The sequence below is a fragment of the Leifsonia sp. ALI-44-B genome (genome assembly GCF_001984125.1).
GTDB lineage: Bacteria > Actinomycetota > Actinomycetes > Actinomycetales > Microbacteriaceae > Okibacterium.
Genome location: NZ_MTQL01000007.1, coordinates 1186863 through 1205831 on the forward strand (window position 1 = coordinate 1186863; position 18969 = coordinate 1205831).

The 18969-nt window shown below is 68.8% G+C and carries 20 protein-coding genes; 6 read left to right on the plus strand and 14 right to left on the minus strand.

Features of this window, described 5'->3' with window-relative positions; translation table 11 throughout:
• Positions 1-60 precede the first annotated feature (60 nt).
• From modA to alr, 5 genes are all read right to left on the minus strand, one after another.
• Entirely contained in the window at positions 61-735 is a 675-nt protein-coding gene (gene modA / locus ALI44B_RS12600; protein ID WP_238592201.1) for a molybdate ABC transporter substrate-binding protein, read from the minus strand.
• A 149-nt stretch (positions 736-884) separates the two neighbouring features.
• Positions 885-1289 carry a TOBE domain-containing protein gene (locus tag ALI44B_RS12605; RefSeq protein ID WP_077054968.1) on the minus strand — a complete coding sequence of 135 codons (405 nt, stop codon included), beginning with the start codon at positions 1287-1289 and terminating at the stop codon, positions 885-887.
• 78 nt (positions 1290-1367) lie between these two features.
• Positions 1368-2600, minus strand: coding sequence for a hypothetical protein (locus ALI44B_RS12610; protein ID WP_077054969.1), 1233 nt, complete (start codon positions 2598-2600; stop codon positions 1368-1370).
• Between the two features lie 262 nt (positions 2601-2862).
• Positions 2863-3897 (minus strand): D-alanine--D-alanine ligase, encoded by a 1035-nt coding sequence (locus tag ALI44B_RS12615; RefSeq protein WP_238592202.1) that lies wholly within the window; start codon positions 3895-3897, stop codon positions 2863-2865.
• Entirely contained in the window at positions 3884-5170 is a 1287-nt protein-coding gene (alr, locus tag ALI44B_RS12620; RefSeq protein ID WP_083709990.1) for an alanine racemase, read from the minus strand. Before alr ends, ALI44B_RS12615 begins: the two co-directional genes overlap by 14 nt.
• A 232-nt stretch (positions 5171-5402) precedes the next feature.
• Between alr and glsA the strand changes: the two genes are divergently transcribed.
• Complete coding sequence (gene glsA / locus ALI44B_RS12625) at positions 5403-6491, plus strand: glutaminase A (protein WP_083709991.1); 1089 nt, start codon at positions 5403-5405, stop codon at positions 6489-6491.
• An 11-nt stretch (positions 6492-6502) separates the two neighbouring features.
• Here the strand turns inward: glsA and ALI44B_RS12630 are convergent, their stop codons facing one another.
• On the minus strand, positions 6503-6955 hold the full coding sequence (locus ALI44B_RS12630; RefSeq protein WP_077054971.1) for an Lrp/AsnC family transcriptional regulator: 453 nt from the start codon (positions 6953-6955) through the stop codon (positions 6503-6505).
• A 110-nt stretch (positions 6956-7065) separates the two neighbouring features.
• Between ALI44B_RS12630 and ALI44B_RS12635 the strand changes: the two genes are divergently transcribed.
• The 3 genes from ALI44B_RS12635 to ALI44B_RS12645 all read left to right on the plus strand — a co-directional run bounded on the left by ALI44B_RS12635 (position 7066) and on the right by ALI44B_RS12645 (position 8104).
• The gene (locus ALI44B_RS12635) at positions 7066-7533 is read left to right on the plus strand and encodes a DUF2000 domain-containing protein (RefSeq protein ID WP_077054972.1); all 468 of its coding nucleotides are present in this window, start codon (positions 7066-7068) and stop codon (positions 7531-7533) included.
• Between the two features lie 62 nt (positions 7534-7595).
• Positions 7596-7844 (plus strand): type II toxin-antitoxin system Phd/YefM family antitoxin, encoded by a 249-nt coding sequence (locus tag ALI44B_RS12640; RefSeq protein WP_077054973.1) that lies wholly within the window; start codon positions 7596-7598, stop codon positions 7842-7844.
• Positions 7841-8104: a type II toxin-antitoxin system RelE family toxin gene (locus ALI44B_RS12645; RefSeq protein WP_077054974.1), complete on the plus strand. Its 264-nt coding sequence runs from the start codon at positions 7841-7843 to the stop codon at positions 8102-8104. Before ALI44B_RS12640 ends, ALI44B_RS12645 begins: the two co-directional genes overlap by 4 nt.
• On the opposite strand, the gene ALI44B_RS12650 is transcribed toward ALI44B_RS12645, so the two are convergent.
• Positions 8092-9540, minus strand: a complete 1449-nt coding sequence (locus ALI44B_RS12650) for an amino acid permease (RefSeq protein WP_077054975.1) — start codon at positions 9538-9540, stop codon at positions 8092-8094. The two genes, ALI44B_RS12645 and ALI44B_RS12650, sit on opposite strands and share 13 nt — an antisense overlap.
• A 137-nt stretch (positions 9541-9677) precedes the next feature.
• Between ALI44B_RS12650 and ALI44B_RS12655 the strand changes: the two genes are divergently transcribed.
• Complete coding sequence (locus ALI44B_RS12655; RefSeq protein WP_077054976.1) at positions 9678-10055, plus strand: hypothetical protein; 378 nt, start codon at positions 9678-9680, stop codon at positions 10053-10055.
• Here the strand turns inward: ALI44B_RS12655 and ALI44B_RS12660 are convergent, their stop codons facing one another.
• From ALI44B_RS12660 to ALI44B_RS12680, 5 genes are all read right to left on the minus strand, one after another.
• Positions 10056-10799 (minus strand): methylated-DNA--[protein]-cysteine S-methyltransferase, encoded by a 744-nt coding sequence (locus ALI44B_RS12660; protein ID WP_083709993.1) that lies wholly within the window; start codon positions 10797-10799, stop codon positions 10056-10058.
• Positions 10796-11347 (minus strand): RNA polymerase sigma factor, encoded by a 552-nt coding sequence (locus ALI44B_RS12665; protein ID WP_077055593.1) that lies wholly within the window; start codon positions 11345-11347, stop codon positions 10796-10798. The genes ALI44B_RS12660 and ALI44B_RS12665 overlap by 4 nt, the downstream gene beginning before the upstream one ends.
• A 158-nt stretch (positions 11348-11505) precedes the next feature.
• Entirely contained in the window at positions 11506-12714 is a 1209-nt protein-coding gene (locus ALI44B_RS12670) for an ice-binding family protein (protein ID WP_083709994.1), read from the minus strand.
• 167 nt (positions 12715-12881) lie between these two features.
• Positions 12882-14159: an ArgE/DapE family deacylase gene (locus tag ALI44B_RS12675; protein ID WP_077054977.1), complete on the minus strand. Its 1278-nt coding sequence runs from the start codon at positions 14157-14159 to the stop codon at positions 12882-12884.
• Between the two features lie 20 nt (positions 14160-14179).
• Positions 14180-15550, minus strand: coding sequence for an MFS transporter (locus ALI44B_RS12680; RefSeq protein ID WP_083709995.1), 1371 nt, complete (start codon positions 15548-15550; stop codon positions 14180-14182).
• A 174-nt stretch (positions 15551-15724) separates the two neighbouring features.
• Here ALI44B_RS12680 and ALI44B_RS12685 point away from each other — a divergent pair, with 174 nt between their 5' ends.
• Entirely contained in the window at positions 15725-16984 is a 1260-nt protein-coding gene (locus ALI44B_RS12685; RefSeq protein WP_077054978.1) for an RsbRD N-terminal domain-containing protein, read from the plus strand.
• On the opposite strand, the gene ALI44B_RS12690 is transcribed toward ALI44B_RS12685, so the two are convergent.
• Both ALI44B_RS12690 and ALI44B_RS12695 read right to left on the minus strand, forming a co-directional pair.
• The gene (locus ALI44B_RS12690; protein WP_083709997.1) at positions 16965-17822 is read right to left on the minus strand and encodes a heme ABC transporter ATP-binding protein; all 858 of its coding nucleotides are present in this window, start codon (positions 17820-17822) and stop codon (positions 16965-16967) included. The genes ALI44B_RS12685 and ALI44B_RS12690 overlap by 20 nt on opposite strands.
• Positions 17813-18898 (minus strand): FecCD family ABC transporter permease, encoded by a 1086-nt coding sequence (locus ALI44B_RS12695; RefSeq protein WP_077055597.1) that lies wholly within the window; start codon positions 18896-18898, stop codon positions 17813-17815. Before ALI44B_RS12695 ends, ALI44B_RS12690 begins: the two co-directional genes overlap by 10 nt.
• Between the last annotated feature and the right edge of the window lie 71 nt (positions 18899-18969).

Here is an 18969-nt window from a genome sequence, read left to right on the forward strand (position 1 = left end):
TGACGGCCCCACGTACGTGACGGTGCGCTGCAAACCTCGCCATCAGCGTGGCGCGCGGAGTCACGGGGCGCCGAAACCGGCCGCGGCGAGCACTTTCTGGCCGGCCGGGCTCGCAACGTAGGCCACGAACGCGCGCGCGACATCCGATTCTGCCGTGCCGCGCAACGTGGCGATCGGGTAGGTGTTGACGGCTTCGGCGGATTCGTCGAACGGGATGCCCAGGACGGTGTCGCCCGCCGCACGCACATCGGTCACGTAGACGAGGCCGGCGTCGGCTTCTCCCGAGGTCACCTTGCCGAGAACATCCGTCACCGACGATTCCTCGCTAACCGGTTGGATGTCGACGCCCGAGGCCTTCTCGATGGCCACCGTCGCCGATCCGCAGGGCACCTGCGGCGCACAGATAACGGTCTTCACGCCGGCACGAGCCAGGTCGTCGAGGGGTGCGATCTTGGCCGGGTTCGAGGGCGGCACCGCGATCTCGAGAGTGTTTGTCGCGAAGTCTGTGCTCGAGCCGTCGAGCAGGTCGCTGTCGGCGAGCTTCGCCATGTTCTTCGCGTCGGCCGACGCGAACACGTCGGCGGGGGCGCCCTCGACGATCTGCGTCACCAGGTCTGATGACCCCGCGAAGTTCAGGGTCACGGTCGTTCCCGGATGCGCCGCCTCGAAGTCGGCCGCGAGCTCGGTGAAGGTGCCCTTCAGGGATGCCGCGGCGAAGACCGTGATCTCTCCCATGATGGCGCGTGAGCCATCGGATCCGCCGGCTGCCGGCGTGTTCCCGCCATCGGACGGAGACGAACAGGCGCTCACCCCGGCCACGAGTGTGACCGCGAGCCCGAGTGCGAGGGCGATTCCTCGACGCCGGGCGCGGGGGCAGGACCGGCTCACGAGGCGCGCCCCGGCGTCTCGACGATCACGTTGGTGGCTTTGACGATGGCGATGGCAACCGAGCCGAGTTCGAGGCCCAGTTCGCGCACGGCCTCGCTGCTCATGAGCGACACCACGCGGTGCGGGCCGGCCTGGATCTCGACCTGCGCCATGACCGTGTCCATGACGATGTCGGTGACGATGCCGACGAAACGGTTGCGTGCCGACCGGCCGATCTCCGAGGGGTCGGCGGGCAGCACGGCGTTTTCGCGGGCCAGCCGGGCCAGCGACAGGCCGTCGACGACTGTGCGCCCCGATGCATCCTTCTCACTCTGGAGGGCGCCGCTCTCGACCCAGCGGCGCACCGTGTCGTCGCTCACTCCGAGAAACTGGGATGCTTCACGAATCCGTATCTGCGTCATGAAAGCCACCTTAGTATCGCAAATGCGACTTCGCGACGGTCACGGTCGACGTTACTCAACCCGCACCGGCAGCAAGGATCAGTTCGGAATCACCTGCGCCAGGATGAGCGCTCCACCGATCAGCACGGTCGGCACGATCCAGATCAGCGACCCGATGCCGAACCCCATGCGCAGGCGGCGGCCCTTCTTGCTCACCTGTCCCCGCTGAGCGGTCCTCGGATCGGCGCGGCGCGGGTCACCCGGTATCGCCGTCATGCCGGCCCCCGCGAGCGATGCCTGGCGAGCGACATCGACCTCGATCTCGGCGCTCGACCCGGCCAGACCGGCCGTCGACAGGGCGCGGGCCCGGTCGATTCCGCTCTCGCCGCCGAGGCGGTCGTCGCGCCAGCGTTCCCAGCGGGTCAGCTTGGCGCTCACGGCGTCGACGGCGTCGGTGAGGGCATCCCAGCGATCGGGGGAGAGCGTGACGACATCGCGCGTGGACACGAGGAACAGCCAGTCGTCGATGATCTCGACGTCATAGCCGCGCACGTCGTCCATAAGGCGTGTCATCACGTCGGGGGTGAACAGGTAGAGGGCATCCCGCTCATAGCCGCGTGGGCAGAACAGGGTGAAGTGTTCGTCGAAATCGCCCTCGAGGGACAGCTTCTGCGCGCCGCTCGGCACGGTGGCCAATGACAGACGTCGCGAGCCCGGGCCCCGAGACTGCAGCACGATGTGAGGAAGGCTCGTCGCGAGGCGCAGGGCCGCGTAGCCACCGAACTGCGTGTTGCGGCTGCCCTGCGCCCCCGTCAGCAGTTCGTAGTTCGCGATCTCGATGGGTCGGGGCCCGGTCGAGCGGAAGACGCGCGCCACGCGGAAGATGCCGCGATCGGCCCAGGGCGTCAGATGCATCGTGACGAAGGGGCCCGGAACGTAGACCAGTCGGTTGACCAACGCAAACCACGTGAAGCGGTAGTGCCGCTTGGGGGTGTCCCGTCGCGCGCGCAGGCGCAGCCACGCCCACAGGATCACGCAGAAGGCAACAAGCATGAGCATGCCGAAGCCGAACATTCCGGTGAGCTCGGAGTTCTTGTCGGGCTCGTCGTCGGCCAGCTCGGCGAAGAAGCCGATGAGCAAGCCGAACACGCCGAAGGGCATGACGAACACGCCGACGCCGAGGATGAACCGCCGGAACCGGGCCATGGGGGCCCGCGCGATCGGATAGTCCTGCACGAACCTCTTATAGAAGGCGCGCACATCGCGCCGCTTCACGCGCGCCGTCAGGGGCGCGGTGTTGAGAGTCGTATTCTGGCCCGCGAACGTGGTCACGCAGCATCCCCCTGGTCGTCGGGCCCGACCGGCCCTCCCTCAAAAATACGGGATGCGCGAGCCTCGCATCCGCGAGACGCCGAGGAGTTGGACTATCCGATGAATGATTATGCGGTGGGGAAGAGCTTCGACATAGACCGATGCTATGAAAAAGGCCCACCTCATTTTAGGAAGCCGAAGCTCGAGCCTTGGGTGGGCGCTGATATTCCAAGGATAGTCCCGATGCTGTGTGTCTGAAGGTTTGCGCGAGTGCGGTGCGTTGTCAGGCGCGGGCGGTGGCGAGGAGTTCGTCGAGGAGGGTGGCGTAGGGGATGCCGACGGCGTCGAACATCTTCGGCACCTGCGAGTCGGGGGTGAAGCCGGGCATGGTGTTGACCTCGTTGAGGAGGACGCCGTCGGGGGTGACGAAGAAGTCGAAGCGTGCGATGCCGCGGCAGCCGAGCGCCGTGAAGAGGGTGTCGGCAGCCGAGCGCAGGGCCTCGAGCTCGGGGTCGGTGACGCGCGCCGGGATGACGAAGGGCACGTGGCCGCCGTACTTCTGGTCGGTGCCGAAGACGTCTCCCGATGCGACGGTGATCTCGAGCGCGGGGCCGATGGTGCGGTGGCCGTCGGCGTGTTCGAGCACCGCGACATCCACCTCGCGCCCCTCGACGAATTGTTCGATCAGCACGTGTTCGTCGTGGCGGCGGGCTTCGTCGACAGCGGCCGGCAGGTCGGATGCCTGGGCCACGACACTCACGCCGTGACTCGACCCGGCGGCAACGGGTTTCACGACGACGGGATACGTGAGGCCCGCAACGGAGACGCTCTCGGCTACCGTGACCGCGGGAGAAGACACCGCGCTTCCCGCCACGACCCGACCCCCGACGACGTAGACGGCGGGCGCGGTCGCGATGCCGAGCGCCCCGGCGATGAGCTTGGTAACCCATTTGTCCATCGCCAGGGCACCCGGGCGGATGCCTCCCCCCACGACAGGCACCCGCACCACCCCCATGAGGGCCGCCATCGTGCCGTCCTCCCCGTTCACGCCGTGCAGCGCGGGGAACACGACATCCATCCCCTCGAGCCCCGCCACCGCCTCGGCCGCCGTCAGACGCGAGCGTTCGTCAGTGGCCGAACCATCGAACCACCCGCCGTCCCGGCCGATCGTGAGGCGATAGACGTCATACCGCTCACGGTCGAGTGTCCCCGCGACGCCAGCGGCCGAGGCCAGAGAGACGTCGTGTTCGCCGGAGGCGCCGCCCCCGATCACGCAGACCCGCACGCGTTCGTCGGGGGTCAGATCAGATCGCTGCACAATTCTTCTTTCGTCGGGGGAGGGCCCGGTCGCTGCCGGCGGGTCGATCGGTCGAACGGGCAAGGGCGGGCACGGCCGGGGATTTCGGTGGGCCACTCGGTTCCGGCGGTGCAATGGGTTCCGGCAGGCCGGTCGGTTGCGGGAGGGCAACAGATGCCGCCGCGGCCACCGGGATGGTGCGCCGGTCGACCCGGTGCACGCGGGCGCCGACGCCCACGACGATGTCGTGTTCGAGGGTGCCCGCCCAGTCGGCCCACTCGGCCACGGTCGGTTCGCCGGAGGTTCCCGGACCGAACACCGTGGCGCGTTCGCCGGGCTGGATGCCGTCGTCGCCGACATCCACCACGATCTGGTCCATCGAGAACAGGCCGACGACGGGGTAACGGCGGCCGCGCAACTGCACGAAGGCGCGACCCGAGGCCGTGCGCGGCAAACCATCGCCGTAACCGAGCGGCAGGAGCGCGAGCGTGGTCTCGGAGGACGTCGTATAGGTGTGCCCATAGCCGACGCCCGAACCGCGCGGCACGCGCCGCACCGAGACGACCGGGGCTGTCAACGTGAGTGCGGGTCGCAACTCCACCGTGCGCGACGGGTCGATGCCGTAGAGCCCGGCGCCCACGCGGCTGAGTTCATAGTGCGTGTCCGGCCGGGTGAGCGTCGCGGCGCTCGCCGCCAAATGACGAATCCTCGGCGAGAGCCCGCGGCGGCGAGCCACACGAACGCCGTTCTCGAAGATCATGCGCTCGCGATCGGTCTCGGGCGAGGTCGGGTCGGCGGCGCTCGAGAGATGCCCCATAACGCCGACCACGTCGATCGACCCCTGGGCCTGCCAGAGGTGCGCCATCTCGCACAGCGCCGCCCATTCGCCGCGGGGCGCTCCGTCGCGGTTCATGCCAACGTCGAGGTGCAGGTGCACGCGGGCGGCGCGGTGGGCACGGGATGCCGCGGCCGCCACGAATCGCAACTGCCTCATGCTCGACACGGCCAGGTCGACGTCGGCGCGATTCGCCGCCTCGTAGTCGGCGTCGAGCGGGTTGAGCCAACTCAAGATCGGGGCGGTGGGGGCGTCGGCCCGCAGCGTCAGCGCCTCGCCGATGCTCGTCACACCCAACCAGTCGGCGCCGTTCGCGAGCACGAGGGGCGCGAGGCTGCCGTGTCCGAAGCCGTCTGCCTTGAGCACGGCCATGAGCTGCCCGGCGGTGCGCTCGCTGAACAGGCGCGTGTTGTGGGCGATGGCTGCGGCATCCACCGTCAATTCTGCCGTCGTATGCATCGGTCCCCTTTCCCTCGATCCGACGCTACGCAGGCGTTCATGAGGGCGCCTCAGCCTGTGGGCCCCCTTCGTCCGGGCGAAACGGTCCTGCAGGATGACGGGAACCCGGCCGATCGGCCAAGGCCCGAGATGAGCGACCGCGGTGAATGCCCGCGGCTTCGGGAGTCGGTTCATGAGCGGCCGGGATAATGGGCACACAGGCCGTGGACCGCGCGGTGCCGGAGAGGACCGCATGAAATTCGACCTGCACGACGTTCCCGAACGCGTCTCGACGGGCACGCTGCCCGCCCCCGATCTCGTCGACGAGTTTGTGGAGGAGGCGCACCAGAGGAACCACTCGCTCGATGGTGGGGCCGTCGCCGACTACATCCCCGCGCTCGCCGATGCCGACCCAAACCTTTTCGGGGTGTCGGTGGTCGACGTTTCAGGTGATGCGCATGACGCGGGCGACACCGACCACGCGTTCTCGATCCAGTCGATCTCAAAGGCCTTCGTCTATGCGCTCGTCTGCGAAGAGCTCGGGCACGACGCCACCTACGAGCGCGTGGGCGTGAACAACACGGGCATGCCGTTCAACTCGGTCGTCGCGATCGAGCTCAACGAGGGGCACCCCATGAACCCCATGGTGAACGCCGGTGCCTTGACCACGACATCCCTCGCCCCCGGCACGGGCGATGAACAGTGGCGGTGGATCTGGAAGGGGCTCTCGGCTTTCGCGGGCCGCCACCTGGTCTTGGACGACGACGTCTATCGCTCGGAGCGGGCCGGCAACCAGCGCAATCAGGCCATCGCGCGCCTACTCGAGAGTTATGGGCGCATCGAGAAGGATCCGCTCGAGGTGGTCGACGTCTATACGAAGCAGTGCTCGCTTCTTGTGACGGCTCGCGACCTCGCCGTCATGGGGGCCACGCTGGCGGATGGCGGGGTCAACCCCATCACGAAGGAGCGCGTCGTGGCGCCGCACGTGTGCCGCGACACCCTGGCGGTGCTCGCGGCGAACGGCCTCTACGAGCGCTCGGGCGAGTGGCTGTTCGAGGTCGGAATCCCCGGCAAATCGGGCGTCTCGGGCGGCATCGTCACGGTCGCGCCCGGCAAGGCGGGCATCGGCGTGTTCTCGCCGCCGCTCGACGACGCCGGCAACAGCGTGCGCGGCAAACAGGCCACGGCGTTCCTGTCACGTGCCCTGGGCCTGAACGTGTTCGCCTCGGATGCCTTCGCGGAGGCCTCGATGACGGCCACCGCCGAAGCGGCCGACGACGACGATGCCTCGGGTGAGGAGATCGACGAGCGGGCCCACGACCTCTCCGACCAGGAGGCGTGACCGGGCGTCCTTCAGAGTGGCTCGACCGCCGTGTTGCGCAGGTGCTCGTAGACGACCGACGTGCGCACATCGGCGATCTCGGGTCGCTGCGTCAGCTTGTCGATGACGAAGGCATAGAGGCTGTCATTGTCGGCGACGGCCACGTGGATGATGAAGTCCTCGTTGCCGGTCGTGACGAACACACCGAGCGTCTCGGGGAGCGCCTGCGCCCAGTCGCGAAAGGCCTCGATCGACTTGCGCGACGGCGGGCGGATGCGCACGGCCACGAGTGCCTGAACGGGCCGCCCGATCGACGGCAGGTCGACGTCGAGGATGGCCCCGCGGATGACGCCGCGCGCGTGCAGGGCACGCGTGCGATCGAGAGCCGTCGTCGGTGAGACCCCGACAGCGGCCGCGACCTCGCGGTTCGTCTTCCGGGCGTTCGACTGCAATTCGCGCAGAATCGCCGTATCTATCGCGTCCATGACCTGCTTTCTCCGGGTTGCGCCGGACGATGTACGGGCGTTGCTCGTGTCGTCCGTCATCCGTCATACGATCTCAGCGTCTTGAAGGATTATCGAACAGAGGAGACGCTGTGGGCAACACAATCGGCTTTGCGCCCGAAGAGATCGACCCGCCGGCACCCACGCGAGCCGCCCGGCTGAAGTGGGTCGTTGTCGTGAACGACGCGCTGCCGGCGGGACGCGCGGTGAATGCGGCGATCTGCGCGGCGGCTGCGACATCCGCTCATGTTCAAGGGTTGCTCGGCGCGGATGCCGTCACCGCCGACGGCGAGGAACACCCGGGTCTGCCGTGGGTGGGGTGCAGCGTGCTGGTCGCCGACTCGGAAACGCTGCGCTCGATTCGCGCCAAAGCGGCCGCGCACGACGAGACGTTCGTCGCCGACATGCCCGCCGCCGCGCAGAACACGCGCGTCTATGACGAGTACCTGCAGCAGGTCGCCGAAACGCCCTCGACCGAGCTCGAGTACTACGCCGTCTCGATCGTCGGCCCGCGCAACCGCGTCGATCGCCTCGTCGGCCGCCTCCCGCTCCTGCCGTGACGGCGTCGCGAGGTCATCTCGCTTTTATGTACATGTAATGATTCGAGATGTACAGTTGACGCATGACCACGATCAACGTCACCGACGCGCGCGCGAAGTTTTCCGAGGTGATCGAGCGCTCCCACGACGAGGCGGTGTTCCTCGAGCGCCGGGGCCGGGCCGAGGCCGTTGTCATCAGCCCCGAGCAATACGAACGCATGATGGAGGCGCTCGAAGACGCCGAAGACGTCGCGGCCTTCGACGATGCAATGGCCGAAGAAGGCGACAACGTGCCCTGGGATCAGGTCAAAGCCGACCTCGGTTGGGTGTGACCGGGCGCTACTCGATCGAATTGCGCCCCGCGGCCGTCAAAGCGTTGCGCAAGATCGATCCCCAGGATCAGCCGCGCATCCGCGGCGCGATCGCCCTCCTCGGCGAAGACCCCCGGCCGCCCGGCGCTAAGGCGCTGCAGGGCCGACCGGGATTCCGTGTGCGGGTTGGCAACTACCGCATCGTCTACACGATCGAGGACACGGTCCTGCTCATCGTCGTGGTCACGCTCGGCCACCGCAAGGACGTCTACGAGCGCTGATCCACCTGATGCCTCGGGCTGTCCGGGTTCATGAGGGAGTGGCGGCGGCCGTACGCGAAGTAGATGATGAGGCCGATCACGAGCCAGATCCCGAACCGCAGCCAGGTCTCCCAGTGCAGCTGCAAGATGAGGAAGCCTGACGCGAGCACGCCGAATGCGGGCACCACGGGCATCCACGGCAAGCGGAAGGTGCGCGGGGCGTCGGGCTTGGTGCGGCGGAACACGATCACGGCCACGCACACCACGACGAAGGCGGCGAGGATGCCGATGTTGGTCAGGTCGGCGACCTGTTTGATGGGCAGGATTCCGGCGAGGACGGCCGCTGCGGCCCCGGCGATCCACGTGACGCGCTGCGGAACGCCCCGGCGGTCGGTCTTTGCGAACCAGCCGGGCAGCAGGCCGTCGCGGCTCATCGAGAACCAGACGCGCGTGACGCCCAGCAGGAACGTGAGCATGACGGTGAGGATCGAGAGCACGGCGAAGACGGCGATGATCGTGGCGATCACGGGCAGCCCCACGCTCGAGAACGCCGAGGCGAAGCCAGCCGTCGGGTCGATCTCGGTGTAGTTCTGCATGCCGGTCAGCACGAGCGTGGCCGCCACGTAAAGCAGCATCGCGATGACGAGCGACAGGATGATGGCCTTCGGCATGTGCTTCTTGCCGTCCTTGGCCTCCTCGGCCGCCGTCGACATGGCGTCGTAGCCGAACACCGCGAAGAACACGGTGGCCGCATCCGCGAAAACGGGCCCGAAACCGTTGGGCAGGAACGGGTCGTAGTTGGCCGTGTCGATGTAGAACACGCCCAGCCCGATGATGAACAGGATGAGCACGACCTTGATGGCCACGGCGACGAGCTCGAATCGGCCGAACGCCTTGGTGCCGCGGCTCAAGATGAAGGTCACGAGCAGGCAGACGACGATGGCGGGCAGGTTGATCACGCCGCCCTTGCCCTCGTCGGCGGTCGACGTCATCCACGCGGGCATATGGATGCCGATGCCCGACAGCGCCGCATCGAAGTAGCCCGAGATGCCGATCGCCACGACCGCCACGATGGCGACGTATTCGAGCAGCAGATCCCAGCCGATGAACCATCCGATGATCTCGCCGAGGGCGACGTAGCCGTAGGTGTAGGCCGAGCCGGCGCGCGGGATCATGCCCGCGAATTCGGCGTAGGAGAGGGCGGCGGCGGCCGACGCGAGGCCCGCGATGAGGAACGAGAACAGCACGCCGGGGCCGACGGCGGCGGATGTCTCGCTGCCGTGCGCCACCAGGCCAGCGAGCGAGAAGATGCCCACACCGATGATGCCGCCCACGCCGATGGCGGTCAGTTGCCAGAGACCGAGGCTCTTGAAGAGCTTCGAACCCTGGGACTCGTCGCCCGGTGCGTCGATGGGTTTCTTGCGCATGATGGAACGCGCGTGATCGTTGGTGCTCATTGGTACTCCCGGTGACAGCGGAAACGGCTCGACTCTGAGTCGCCTGCACGAAGCATAGCCCCCGTTCGGGTGCCAGCGCGGCCCCTCTTGGGCGGATGTCGGGGCACCGCGCCCGCGTGACGGCCTAAGCTCGAAGCATGTGGCTCACGAGCGATGGCACGATCAACCTGAGGGCTTTTCCGACCGACCAGTTGGTGAGCTACGACCAGGCGTTGGCGGCGCTCGCCGCGGTCGACGCCGATGAGCTCGAAGACCTCGAGCAGTTCGTGCTCGAGAGCCAGGACGGCGTCAACGAGGACATCGAAGAGACGATGACGTTCTCCGAGGCCGAGTCGGCGTTCGTGGATGCCTCGCTCCCGGATGAGGTCGACGCGGCGCTCGATTGGGCGGCGCTGACCGACATCGACCGACGGGGCGACGCGCTGCACGACATCCCGTTGCGCTGGCGGTATGACGTGTTGGTCATGTTCGAGGACCTGATCGACGAGGCGAAGGCCGAACCCGAGCGCTTCTGATCAGCGTGTGGCAGCCGCGTGCTCCAGGTCGAGAAGCGCCTGTTTTGCCGCGAACCCGCCGATGTAGCCGCCGAGCGAGCCGTCCGACCGCACGACGCGGTGGCACGGAACCACGATGGGCAGAGGGTTGGTCGAACACGCCGTGCCGACCGCGCGCACGGCACCGGGGTTGCCGACGAGCGCCGCCATCTCCTTGTAAGACGCCGTGCGACCGTAGGGGATCTCGGGCAGATGCTGTTGCACAAGCCGACGAAAACCGGCGGAGAGCCGCAGATCGAGGCTGAGATCAAAAGCCGTGCGGCGACCACCGAAGTAGTCATCGAGCTGGCGGGCCGGGGCATCCAGGCGGGCGGGGGCGTTCAGGATGCGGCGACCCACCGTTGCTCCGAGCGTGTCGAGCACGGCGTCGAAGTCCTCGTTGGCGAAGGCCACGCGCACCAGACCGGTGGCGGATGTCGCGAGCAGCAACTCGCCGACGGGGCTGTCGATCGTGCGAAACGCCAGGTCGAGCAGGTCGGCGTCGGCGGCCGCGTCAGCCAGGCGGGCGCGCAGCGCGTCAAGGTGCGCGGGCGGCGTCGGAGGGACGGTCAACCCATCCACGTGCGTGAGCGGGTTCGGGGAGACCGGCGTCGCGTCGAGATGTGCCGGTTGCGTCGCCGAGACGGGCCGCTCGGCGGGGTTCGCGGGTGTTGTCGGCGCGGCGGGCGCGGTGTCGGCCGCGCGGGGCTGGCTGTGGTCGGTCATGAGGTCTCCTCAGACAGGAAAGCGGTGGGGGGTGCCGGGGCGGGGGCCGAGGCTGGCCTGGGTGCGGCCGGTGGGTCGACAAGGATGGCGCGCAGGGACGTCATGCCGTCGGCAGCGGCGCGGCGCGCGGCATCCGTCGACCCGCCGAGAAGCTCGGCGACGTCGCGATAGGGCAGGCCGCCGAGGTGGTGATAGGCCACCGCCAGGCGCTGCTTGTGCGGCAGGGTGGCGAGGGCGGCCCAGAGGTCGAGGTCGCCGCCATCCGGAATGCCCAGGCTCGAGGCGCGCTCGGGGAGCTCACCGACGGGGATGGCGTGACGGCTGCGGGCACGCGTGATGTCGATGGCCTTGCGATGCGCGATGGTCACGAGCCATGCCTCGACGTTGGCCGACAGTGGCAGGGTGGGCCACGCGCCGAGTGCCGCGAGGAACGTCTCGGACCAGGCATCGTCGGCGTCGGTATGTGCACCGAGCACGGCGCGGCAGACGCGCAGGACCGTCTCGCCGTGTTCGGTCACGACCCTGTCGAAAGGCGGTTTCGTTGTCATCATGGGGAAGACGCGCGGGCGCCCCCGAACGTGAGATCGGCGGGCGAGCCGTTCTGACGACAGTAGCGCGCGCCGTGGTCGTCCTGGCCGCGGTGGCCGCGCACGCAAACGGCCGCCCGTGCCCCGAGGGGAACGAGCGGCCGTCGGTCGAGCCGTGGTTAAGCGTTCGTGCGAGCGTTCTCGCGGCGTCGCAGGCTGACTCCGGCGAGGCCGAGGCCACCGATGACGAGGCCCAGGGCCGTGACGCCGATCCATCCGTTGGCCGCCGAAGCGCCCGAGTTGGCGAGCGCGTCGGCAGAGTTGCCGCTACCCCCGCCGTTGGCCCCGCGGGTGGAGCTCGGGATGATGAGCACTGCGCCGTCGTCGGTTCCGGTTCCGTCGCCCGGGGTGCCGTTGCCGTTGCCCGTGCCGTCACCGGGGGTTCCGGGTCCGGTCGTGCCGCCGGTTCCGTCGCCGGGGGTCGGCGAGCCGCTGTCGGTGGGGGTGCCCGGACCGGTCGTCCCGCCGTCGGTCGGCGTGCCCGTTCCGGGAGGCGTGGCCGTCTCGGTGGGCGTGCCTGTTCCGGGAGGCGTGGCGGTGTCGGTCGGCGTGCCGATGAGCGGAGCCGTGACGCAGGTGGTCGACTGGAACACGTTGGACTGCAGCGAGACCTGCCCGTTGCGGGCCAGCGCGCGGCCGTCGACCCGTGTGCCGGTGGTCACCGAGATCGACTGCAGCGCCATGATGGTGCCGGTGAAGCGCGAGTTGGTGCCGAGCACGGCCGACTCGGCGACCTGCCAGTAGACGTTGCAGCTCGAGGCGCCGTCGAGAAGCGCGATGCGGCTGCTCGACGCGGTGATGAGCGTGCTGGCAGCCTGGAAGATGAACACCGCGTCAGGGTCGCCCTGCGCGTCGAGCGTCAGGGTGCCCGAGACCGCGAGGGGGCCCGAGGCGGTGTAGACGCCGCCGACGAGGGTCTGGCCGACGAGGTCACCCGCGACGTTCGCGGTGGTGGCCCGGCTGCGGGCGTCGTCATAGGCGACGAGCAGGGATGCCTTGGCCCCGGCCGCTGCGGCCTCGACGCGGGTCGTGCCGCCGACGATGCCGGGAGGGAAGCCCGTGATGGCCGAGCCGGGCGTCGTGCCGAGGTCTCCGTCGAGAACCGTGAGGCCCGTGTTGGTCACGGTCTCGCCGCCCAGGACCGAGTAGCTCGCGACGGCTCCGAGGCCGACGGGGGCTTCGGCGGCAAAGGCCGCCGGCGCTCCGAGGTTGATGATGAGTGCGGCCGTGCCGGCGACGGCTAGGGCCGCGCCCCCGAATAGACCGATCGGGCGCCGACGGAGGCCGGCGCGGTGGATAGTGGCGTGTTTCTGCGTGTCGGTTCCCATGGGAACCCCAATCCGCCCCCGAATGAGCGGGGGAGCAACAGCTCAAGGTGAGGTAGTTCGCAGATTATCGCTCACAGGGTGCTCTAAACGAGAGCCGGGCGAATTGCCAGTTTGAACAGGCTATTCAACGCTTTGAGGATAGGGTTCCAATCCGCCCGGCCGCGGCGCTACGAATTATTCGTCGTGCCGCACCATTCGGCTATGAAGAGCGCGATGCTCTTGGTGATCCGGCGCACCGACTCGATGTCCACGCGCTCGTCGAAACCGTGGATGGCCTCGGACACCGGCCCGTAGACGAGCGTCGGCGTGTTGCCGTAGAGCGTGAACACACGGCCGTCGAGGTAGCCCGGCGTCGTGAAGGATTCGAGCTTCTTGTCGAAGACGGTTTCGTGCACACGGGCAAGGGTGGCCTCGGCATCCGAGCCCTCTTCGAGAACATAGCCCTCGGAGTAGAAGCCCGTGCGCGTGGCCGTCGCCGTGATCGGATGCCCGTTCGGGTCGGTGCCGATTGCCGCCAGCGCCTCGGTCAATTCGCCCCAGGCATCCTCGGCCGTCACGCCCGGGTAGAGCGCCACCCGCACCTCGATCTCGCACCAGGCGGGAACGCTCGACGGCCAGTCGCCGCCTGAGATGGTGCCGAGGTTGAAGTTGATGGGATGCTCGAGATCCTCGAAGTAGCGGTGCGAGCCCTTCTCGGCATTCCAACGCTCCTCGACCTGGCGCAGCTGCGTCATGACATGGTGCGCCGCGTCGATGGCGTTGAAACCCGAGGCCATCTCGCGAGGATGGGTCGGCTCGCCGGCCACGCGCACGGTCATCCAGATGACTCCCGTGTTGGCGCGCACGAGCATGTCCTCTTCGGGCTCGGGGATGATGACGGCATCCGCCGTATAGCCACGCAGAAGCGCCGACAATGAGCCGTTGCCCGTGCACTCCTCTTCCACCACCGACTGGAAGTGGATGGGCGCCGCGGGCCGCAGCCCGGCGGCGACGACGGCGTCGAACGCGAACAGGTTGGCCACGAGGCCCGCCTTCATGTCGCCGCTGCCACGGCCATACAGCCACCCGTCAATAATCGGGGCATCCCAGGGCGAACGCGACCAGACCTGCTCCGGCCCCTCGGGCACCACGTCGACGTGCCCGTTGAGAATGAGCGAACGACCGGATGTCTCGGCCGGCCGATACGTGCCCACGACGTTGGTCATGCCCTCGTAGGAGACGGTGCTGGGGCCGTAGCCGACGTGCTCGCTCAGCTGCGCCGCATCCAACTCCCAGCGGTCCATGTCGAAACCGCGGCGCTGCATCTCGGCGAAGAGCAGGTCCTGCGCCGACCCCTCCCTGGTGCGGCGTGAGGGGTGGGTGACGAGCTGCTGCGTGAGGGCGAGCTGCGCGTCGAAGGCGTCATCGACGGCTCGGCAGATGCGTTCGGAGAGTGCGTGATCCATGAGAGTTCCTTACTGACTGACTATTCGACGATTGCTTTGTCGGTGATGCGCAGGCGCTCGCCGAGGGCGCCGCCCAGCACGGTGATGAGCGAGATGACGATGAGGATGAGGGCGGCCGACCACGAGGCGTTGCCGGATGCCGCGAGGAACGCCGTCGCGATGAGGGGCAGGAACCCGGTCAGGGCGCCCGCGATGTTGTAGCCGAGGGCCACGCCGGAGTAGCGCAGCTCGGGCGGGAAGAGTTCGGTGAGCAGGGCTCCCGTCACGGCGTAGGCGATCGTGACGATGGCGATGCCGACCGTGACGGCGACGATGATGGCCAGGGGGTTCTTGGTGTCGATGAGCCAGAACATCGGGAACGCCGCGACGGCCGTGAGCAGTCCGCCAATGACCGTCATGCGGCCGGCGCCGAACTTCTCGCCCAGGCGTCCGGCGAAAACGGTGACGACGATCTGGAAGGCCGCGGCCACGAGCGTCGCGTTGACCATGACGCCCCGGTCGACGCCGAGGGTGTTGCTGCCGTAGCTGACGACGAACGTGGTGATCATGTAGAAACCGCCGACGCCCAGCATGGCCGCGGCGATGGCGACGAGTAGGCGACCGCCCGCCTTGCGGAACACGTCGACGGCGGGGATGCGGGAGCGCTGCTCCTGCTTGACGAGGTCCTGGAAGATGGGAGATTCCTCGACCTTGAGCCGGATGTAGAGGGCCACGCCGAGAAGCGGGAAGGCGGCGAGGAACGGCAGACGCCAGCCCCACGCGTCGAAGACGTCGGGCGGCAGCAGCAGGGCGAGCGCGAAGGCTCCCGAGGAGACGAGCGTGCCGACGGGCGAGCCGATCTGCACGAGCGCCGCGAACCGGCCGCGCTTCTCGAGGGGTGCGTGTTCGACCGCGATGGTCACGGCCCCGCCCCATTCGCCGCCGACGGCCAGGCCCTGCAGCAGGCGCAGCACGGCGAGCATGATGGGCGCCGCGAGGCCGATGGTGCCGAAGTCGGGCAGGAACCCGATGAGCCCGGTCGCGCATCCGATCATCACGATGGTCGTGAGCAACGCGGGGCGGCGGCCGTACTTGTCGCCGATGTAGCCGAAGAGCAGGGCGCCGATCGGGCGGGCCGCGAAGCCCACGCCGAAGGTGGCGAAGGCCGCGAGGGTCGCGGCCGTTGCGTCGAGCTCGGTGAAGAAGAGGCGGTTGAAGACGAGGGCCGCTGCCGTGCCGAAGAGGAAGTAGTCGTACCACTCGAGGGCCGTGCCGACGAAGGCCGCGCGGGCGATGCGGGCGGCGTCGTGGCCCGAAACTGTAGGGGTGTCGGCGGGGGTGCCGGGGGCCGAGGTGGCCGCCGTGCTCGTGGTCTTGCGGGATGACTCGGGGTGGGGCGTAGGCGTGTCCATGGGAGACCCTCCGTGCAGAAGAAACAGGGACCGATGTTGTGGGGAATCCCATCGGCGGCGGCGAACGGCGTGTGAAGAGCGAATGACTGCGCCGTGCGTTTCGCTCTATCCTGGGCGTATCGCGGGGTGGCGGCAATGGATGCGCGCAACCCATGAGACGGAAGGTTTGTGCAGATGCACAATTCGAGCGACACCGAGCAGCTCTGGCCGGCCGTCAGCGGCACACCCGTCGAGCATGCCATCCTCGCGTGCCTGGGCGAGTTGGACGCCCTCGCGGCCGAGTATCTCGACGAGGTGCGGCAGCTGAGCGGCTACCCCGCATCTGCCATCACGGACGCCGAGATTCTCGACACGGCGACGGCATCGCTCGAGCTGTTGCTGCGGCTGATCGGTGACCTGCCGGTCACGCAGGATCTGCGCGTCGTGTCGACCGAGACCGGGCGCAAGAGGGCGCGCCAGGGCATCCCGATCGACTCGTTGTTGCGAGCGGTGCGCATGGACTTCCGGTTGATCTGGCGGGCGCTCAGGCGGCATGTTCCGCCCGAGTCGCTCGTGCAATTCGCCGAACAGGTGGTGCCGATCTGGGATGCGGTCGAGGTGCACACGACCGACATCCACGCCGGATATCTGGCCGAGCTCGCCGTCATGGAACGCGAGGCCGAACATGAGCGTGCCTTCTTGCTGCGCCGCCTCTTCGCCGCCGAGGAGCATGACCCGCGGCTCGTGGGGCAGGTGGCCGAAGCCCTGCGCGTCGACCCGCGCAGCCGCTTTCTCGTGGCCGTTTCGGCGGCCGATCGGCATTCCGAGCTGCGGCGGGCCGCGGCCGCCCGCGGGCTCGAGGATCAGCTGCACGATATCGAGGGCAGCTCGCTCATTCTGCTCGAGTGTGAACCCGGTGAGGATGCCGCGCCGCCCTGGTTGCTCGACCTCCCCGTCGGCATCTCGCCGCGCGCCGACGGCCTGGCCGAGGTCAGCCGCATGTGGCGCACGGCGAGGCACCTCGCGGCGGCTGTGCCTGAGAATCACGAGGGCGCCTATTCGGTGCGCGCGAACTGGGATGCCGTGGCGGCCGCGTCGCTCGGCGAGTTCGGGCGCGTGCTTGAACGCTCGGTGCTCGGGCCCCTCGACGGCTGCCCGCCGCGCGAGGCCGCCCTGTTGCGCGAGACCGTGACGGCCGTGTTGCGCGAGGGCACCGTGAGCCGGGCGGCGCAGGCGCTGTACTGCCACCGCAACACGGTGCTCAACCGGTTGGGGCGGTTCAAGGAGGTCACGGGTGTCGACCCTCTGCATCCGGGGGATGCGTCGGTCGTGCGCGTCGCGTTGGCCGTTACCGCCGCCGGCGCCGGTGCCGGTTCCGTGGTGGGCGCGAGCGATAGCGCTTCCGCTCGCGAGCCCAACGCTTCTCGCGCCGCGGTCAGCGCCGGGGCACGATGATGGGCTGACCCGTCGCGGGGTGCGGCACAAGGTCGACATCCTGGCGATAGACCGCGCGGATGCGTTCGGCCGTGAGCACCTCGGCCGGGATTCCTGTCGCCACCACGCGTCCGTTCTCGAGCAGGGTGATCGTGTCGGCGAAGGCCGCGGCGACGTTGAGGTCGTGCAGGACGATGACGACGGCATCCCCGGCGTGTGCTCGTTCGCGGGCCAGCCGCAGAACGTCCTCCTGGTGCTTCAGGTCGAGAGCCGCCGTTGGTTCGTCGAGCAGCAGGATGCCGGCGCGTTGGGCCAGCACACGGGCCAGGGCCGCACGGGCGCGTTCGCCGCCCGAGAGCGAGGGCACGGGGCGCTCGAGCAGGGGATGCAGCTCGGTCGCGGCGATCGCGTCGGCGACGGCCTGTTCGTCCTCCGCCTCGGCGGGTGTTCCGCGCCAGGGGGAACGGCCCATGCGCACGACCTCGTCCACTGTAAAGGGGAACGAGACGCGGTTCTCCTGCAGCAGCACGGCGCGTTCGCGGGCGAGCTGCTTCGGTTTCCAGGCATCCAAGTTTGTGCCGCGCACCGAGACGCTGCCGGCGGCGGGGCGGATGTCGCCGGCCAAGGCTGCGAGCAACGTCGACTTTCCGGCTCCGTTCGGCCCGATCAACGCGTGCACGCGACCCGCCTCGACCGTGAGATCGACGTCGGTCAGGATGCGCGCTCCGCCGATCGACACCGACACCGACTGGGCGCGCAGGGCAGGCGCGTCGGGTCCATCCGGCAGGGCGGACGCGGGGGCAGCAGACGCGGTTGCAGCAGACCCGACGCCGGCGGGCAGCTCGGCGCTCACGCCCATCCCCCCGCCTTGCGCCGCGTTCGCAGCAGCAGCCAGAAGAAGAACGGCCCGCCCACGAGCGACGTGATCATGCCGATGGGCAGATCGGCGAGGGGCACGGCCGTGCGCGCGAACAGGTCGGCCGTCGCGAGCAACAGGGCGCCGCCCAGCACGGATGCGATGAGTAGCGGCAGATGCGCGGGCCCGATGATCATGCGCATCAGGTGCGGGATGACGAGGCCCACGAACGCGATGATGCCCGCGAACGCCACGGCCGCGCACACGAGCAGCGCGACGACCACGATGATGAGGATGCGCACACCTTCGACGTTCACCCCGAGGTGGCGCGCGTTGCGCTCGCCGAGCGAGAACAGATCGAGCGTGCGGGCGCTGAGAAACGCGACCACGAGGCCCACGGCCACGAGCGGCGCGACGATGCCCACCTGCGACCACTGCGAACCGTTCAGGCTGCCGAGCTGCCAGAAGATGATCTGCTCGCGTGTGGACGTGTCGCCGATGAACGTCATGAGTGCGAGCCCGGCGCCCGCGAACGCGTTCACGGCGATGCCCGTCAGGATGAGTGTCACGACCTCGGTCTTGCCGTTGGAACGGCTCGTGGCATAGACGATGAGCACGGTGGCGAGTCCCGTGGCGAAGGCCAACAGGGGAACGGTCCACTGACCCGCGAACGTCCAGCCGAGAGTGATGGCCGTTGCGGCACCCAGGGCGGCGCCCGACGAAACGCCGACCACTCCGGCATCCGCGAGCGGGTTGCCGAAGACGGCCTGCATGAGCATGCCCGCGGCGGCCAGGGCGGCCCCGATGAGCAGTCCCATGAGCACGCGCGGAAAACGGATGGTGACGAGGGCCTGCTCGGCGTTTGGATGCGTGAGCGGAATGCCCAGGTCGAGCCCGAGCCGCGCGAGCAGCACCTGCACGACCTCGTGCGGCGGCACGGGCAGCTGGCCTGTGCCCGCCGAGATGAGCGCGACCACGACGAGCGCGACCGCCAGTGCGGTGAAGAGGACGGCCTTGCGGGTGCGGAACGGGTGACGGCCGGCGCGGCGCGGGGGAGCGGCGACCGTGTCGGCGGGCATCTCGGCGGAAAGAGCGACAGAGGGAGCGGCGGATGTCTCGGCGCTCCTGTTCGCTGGCCGTTCGGCCGCGG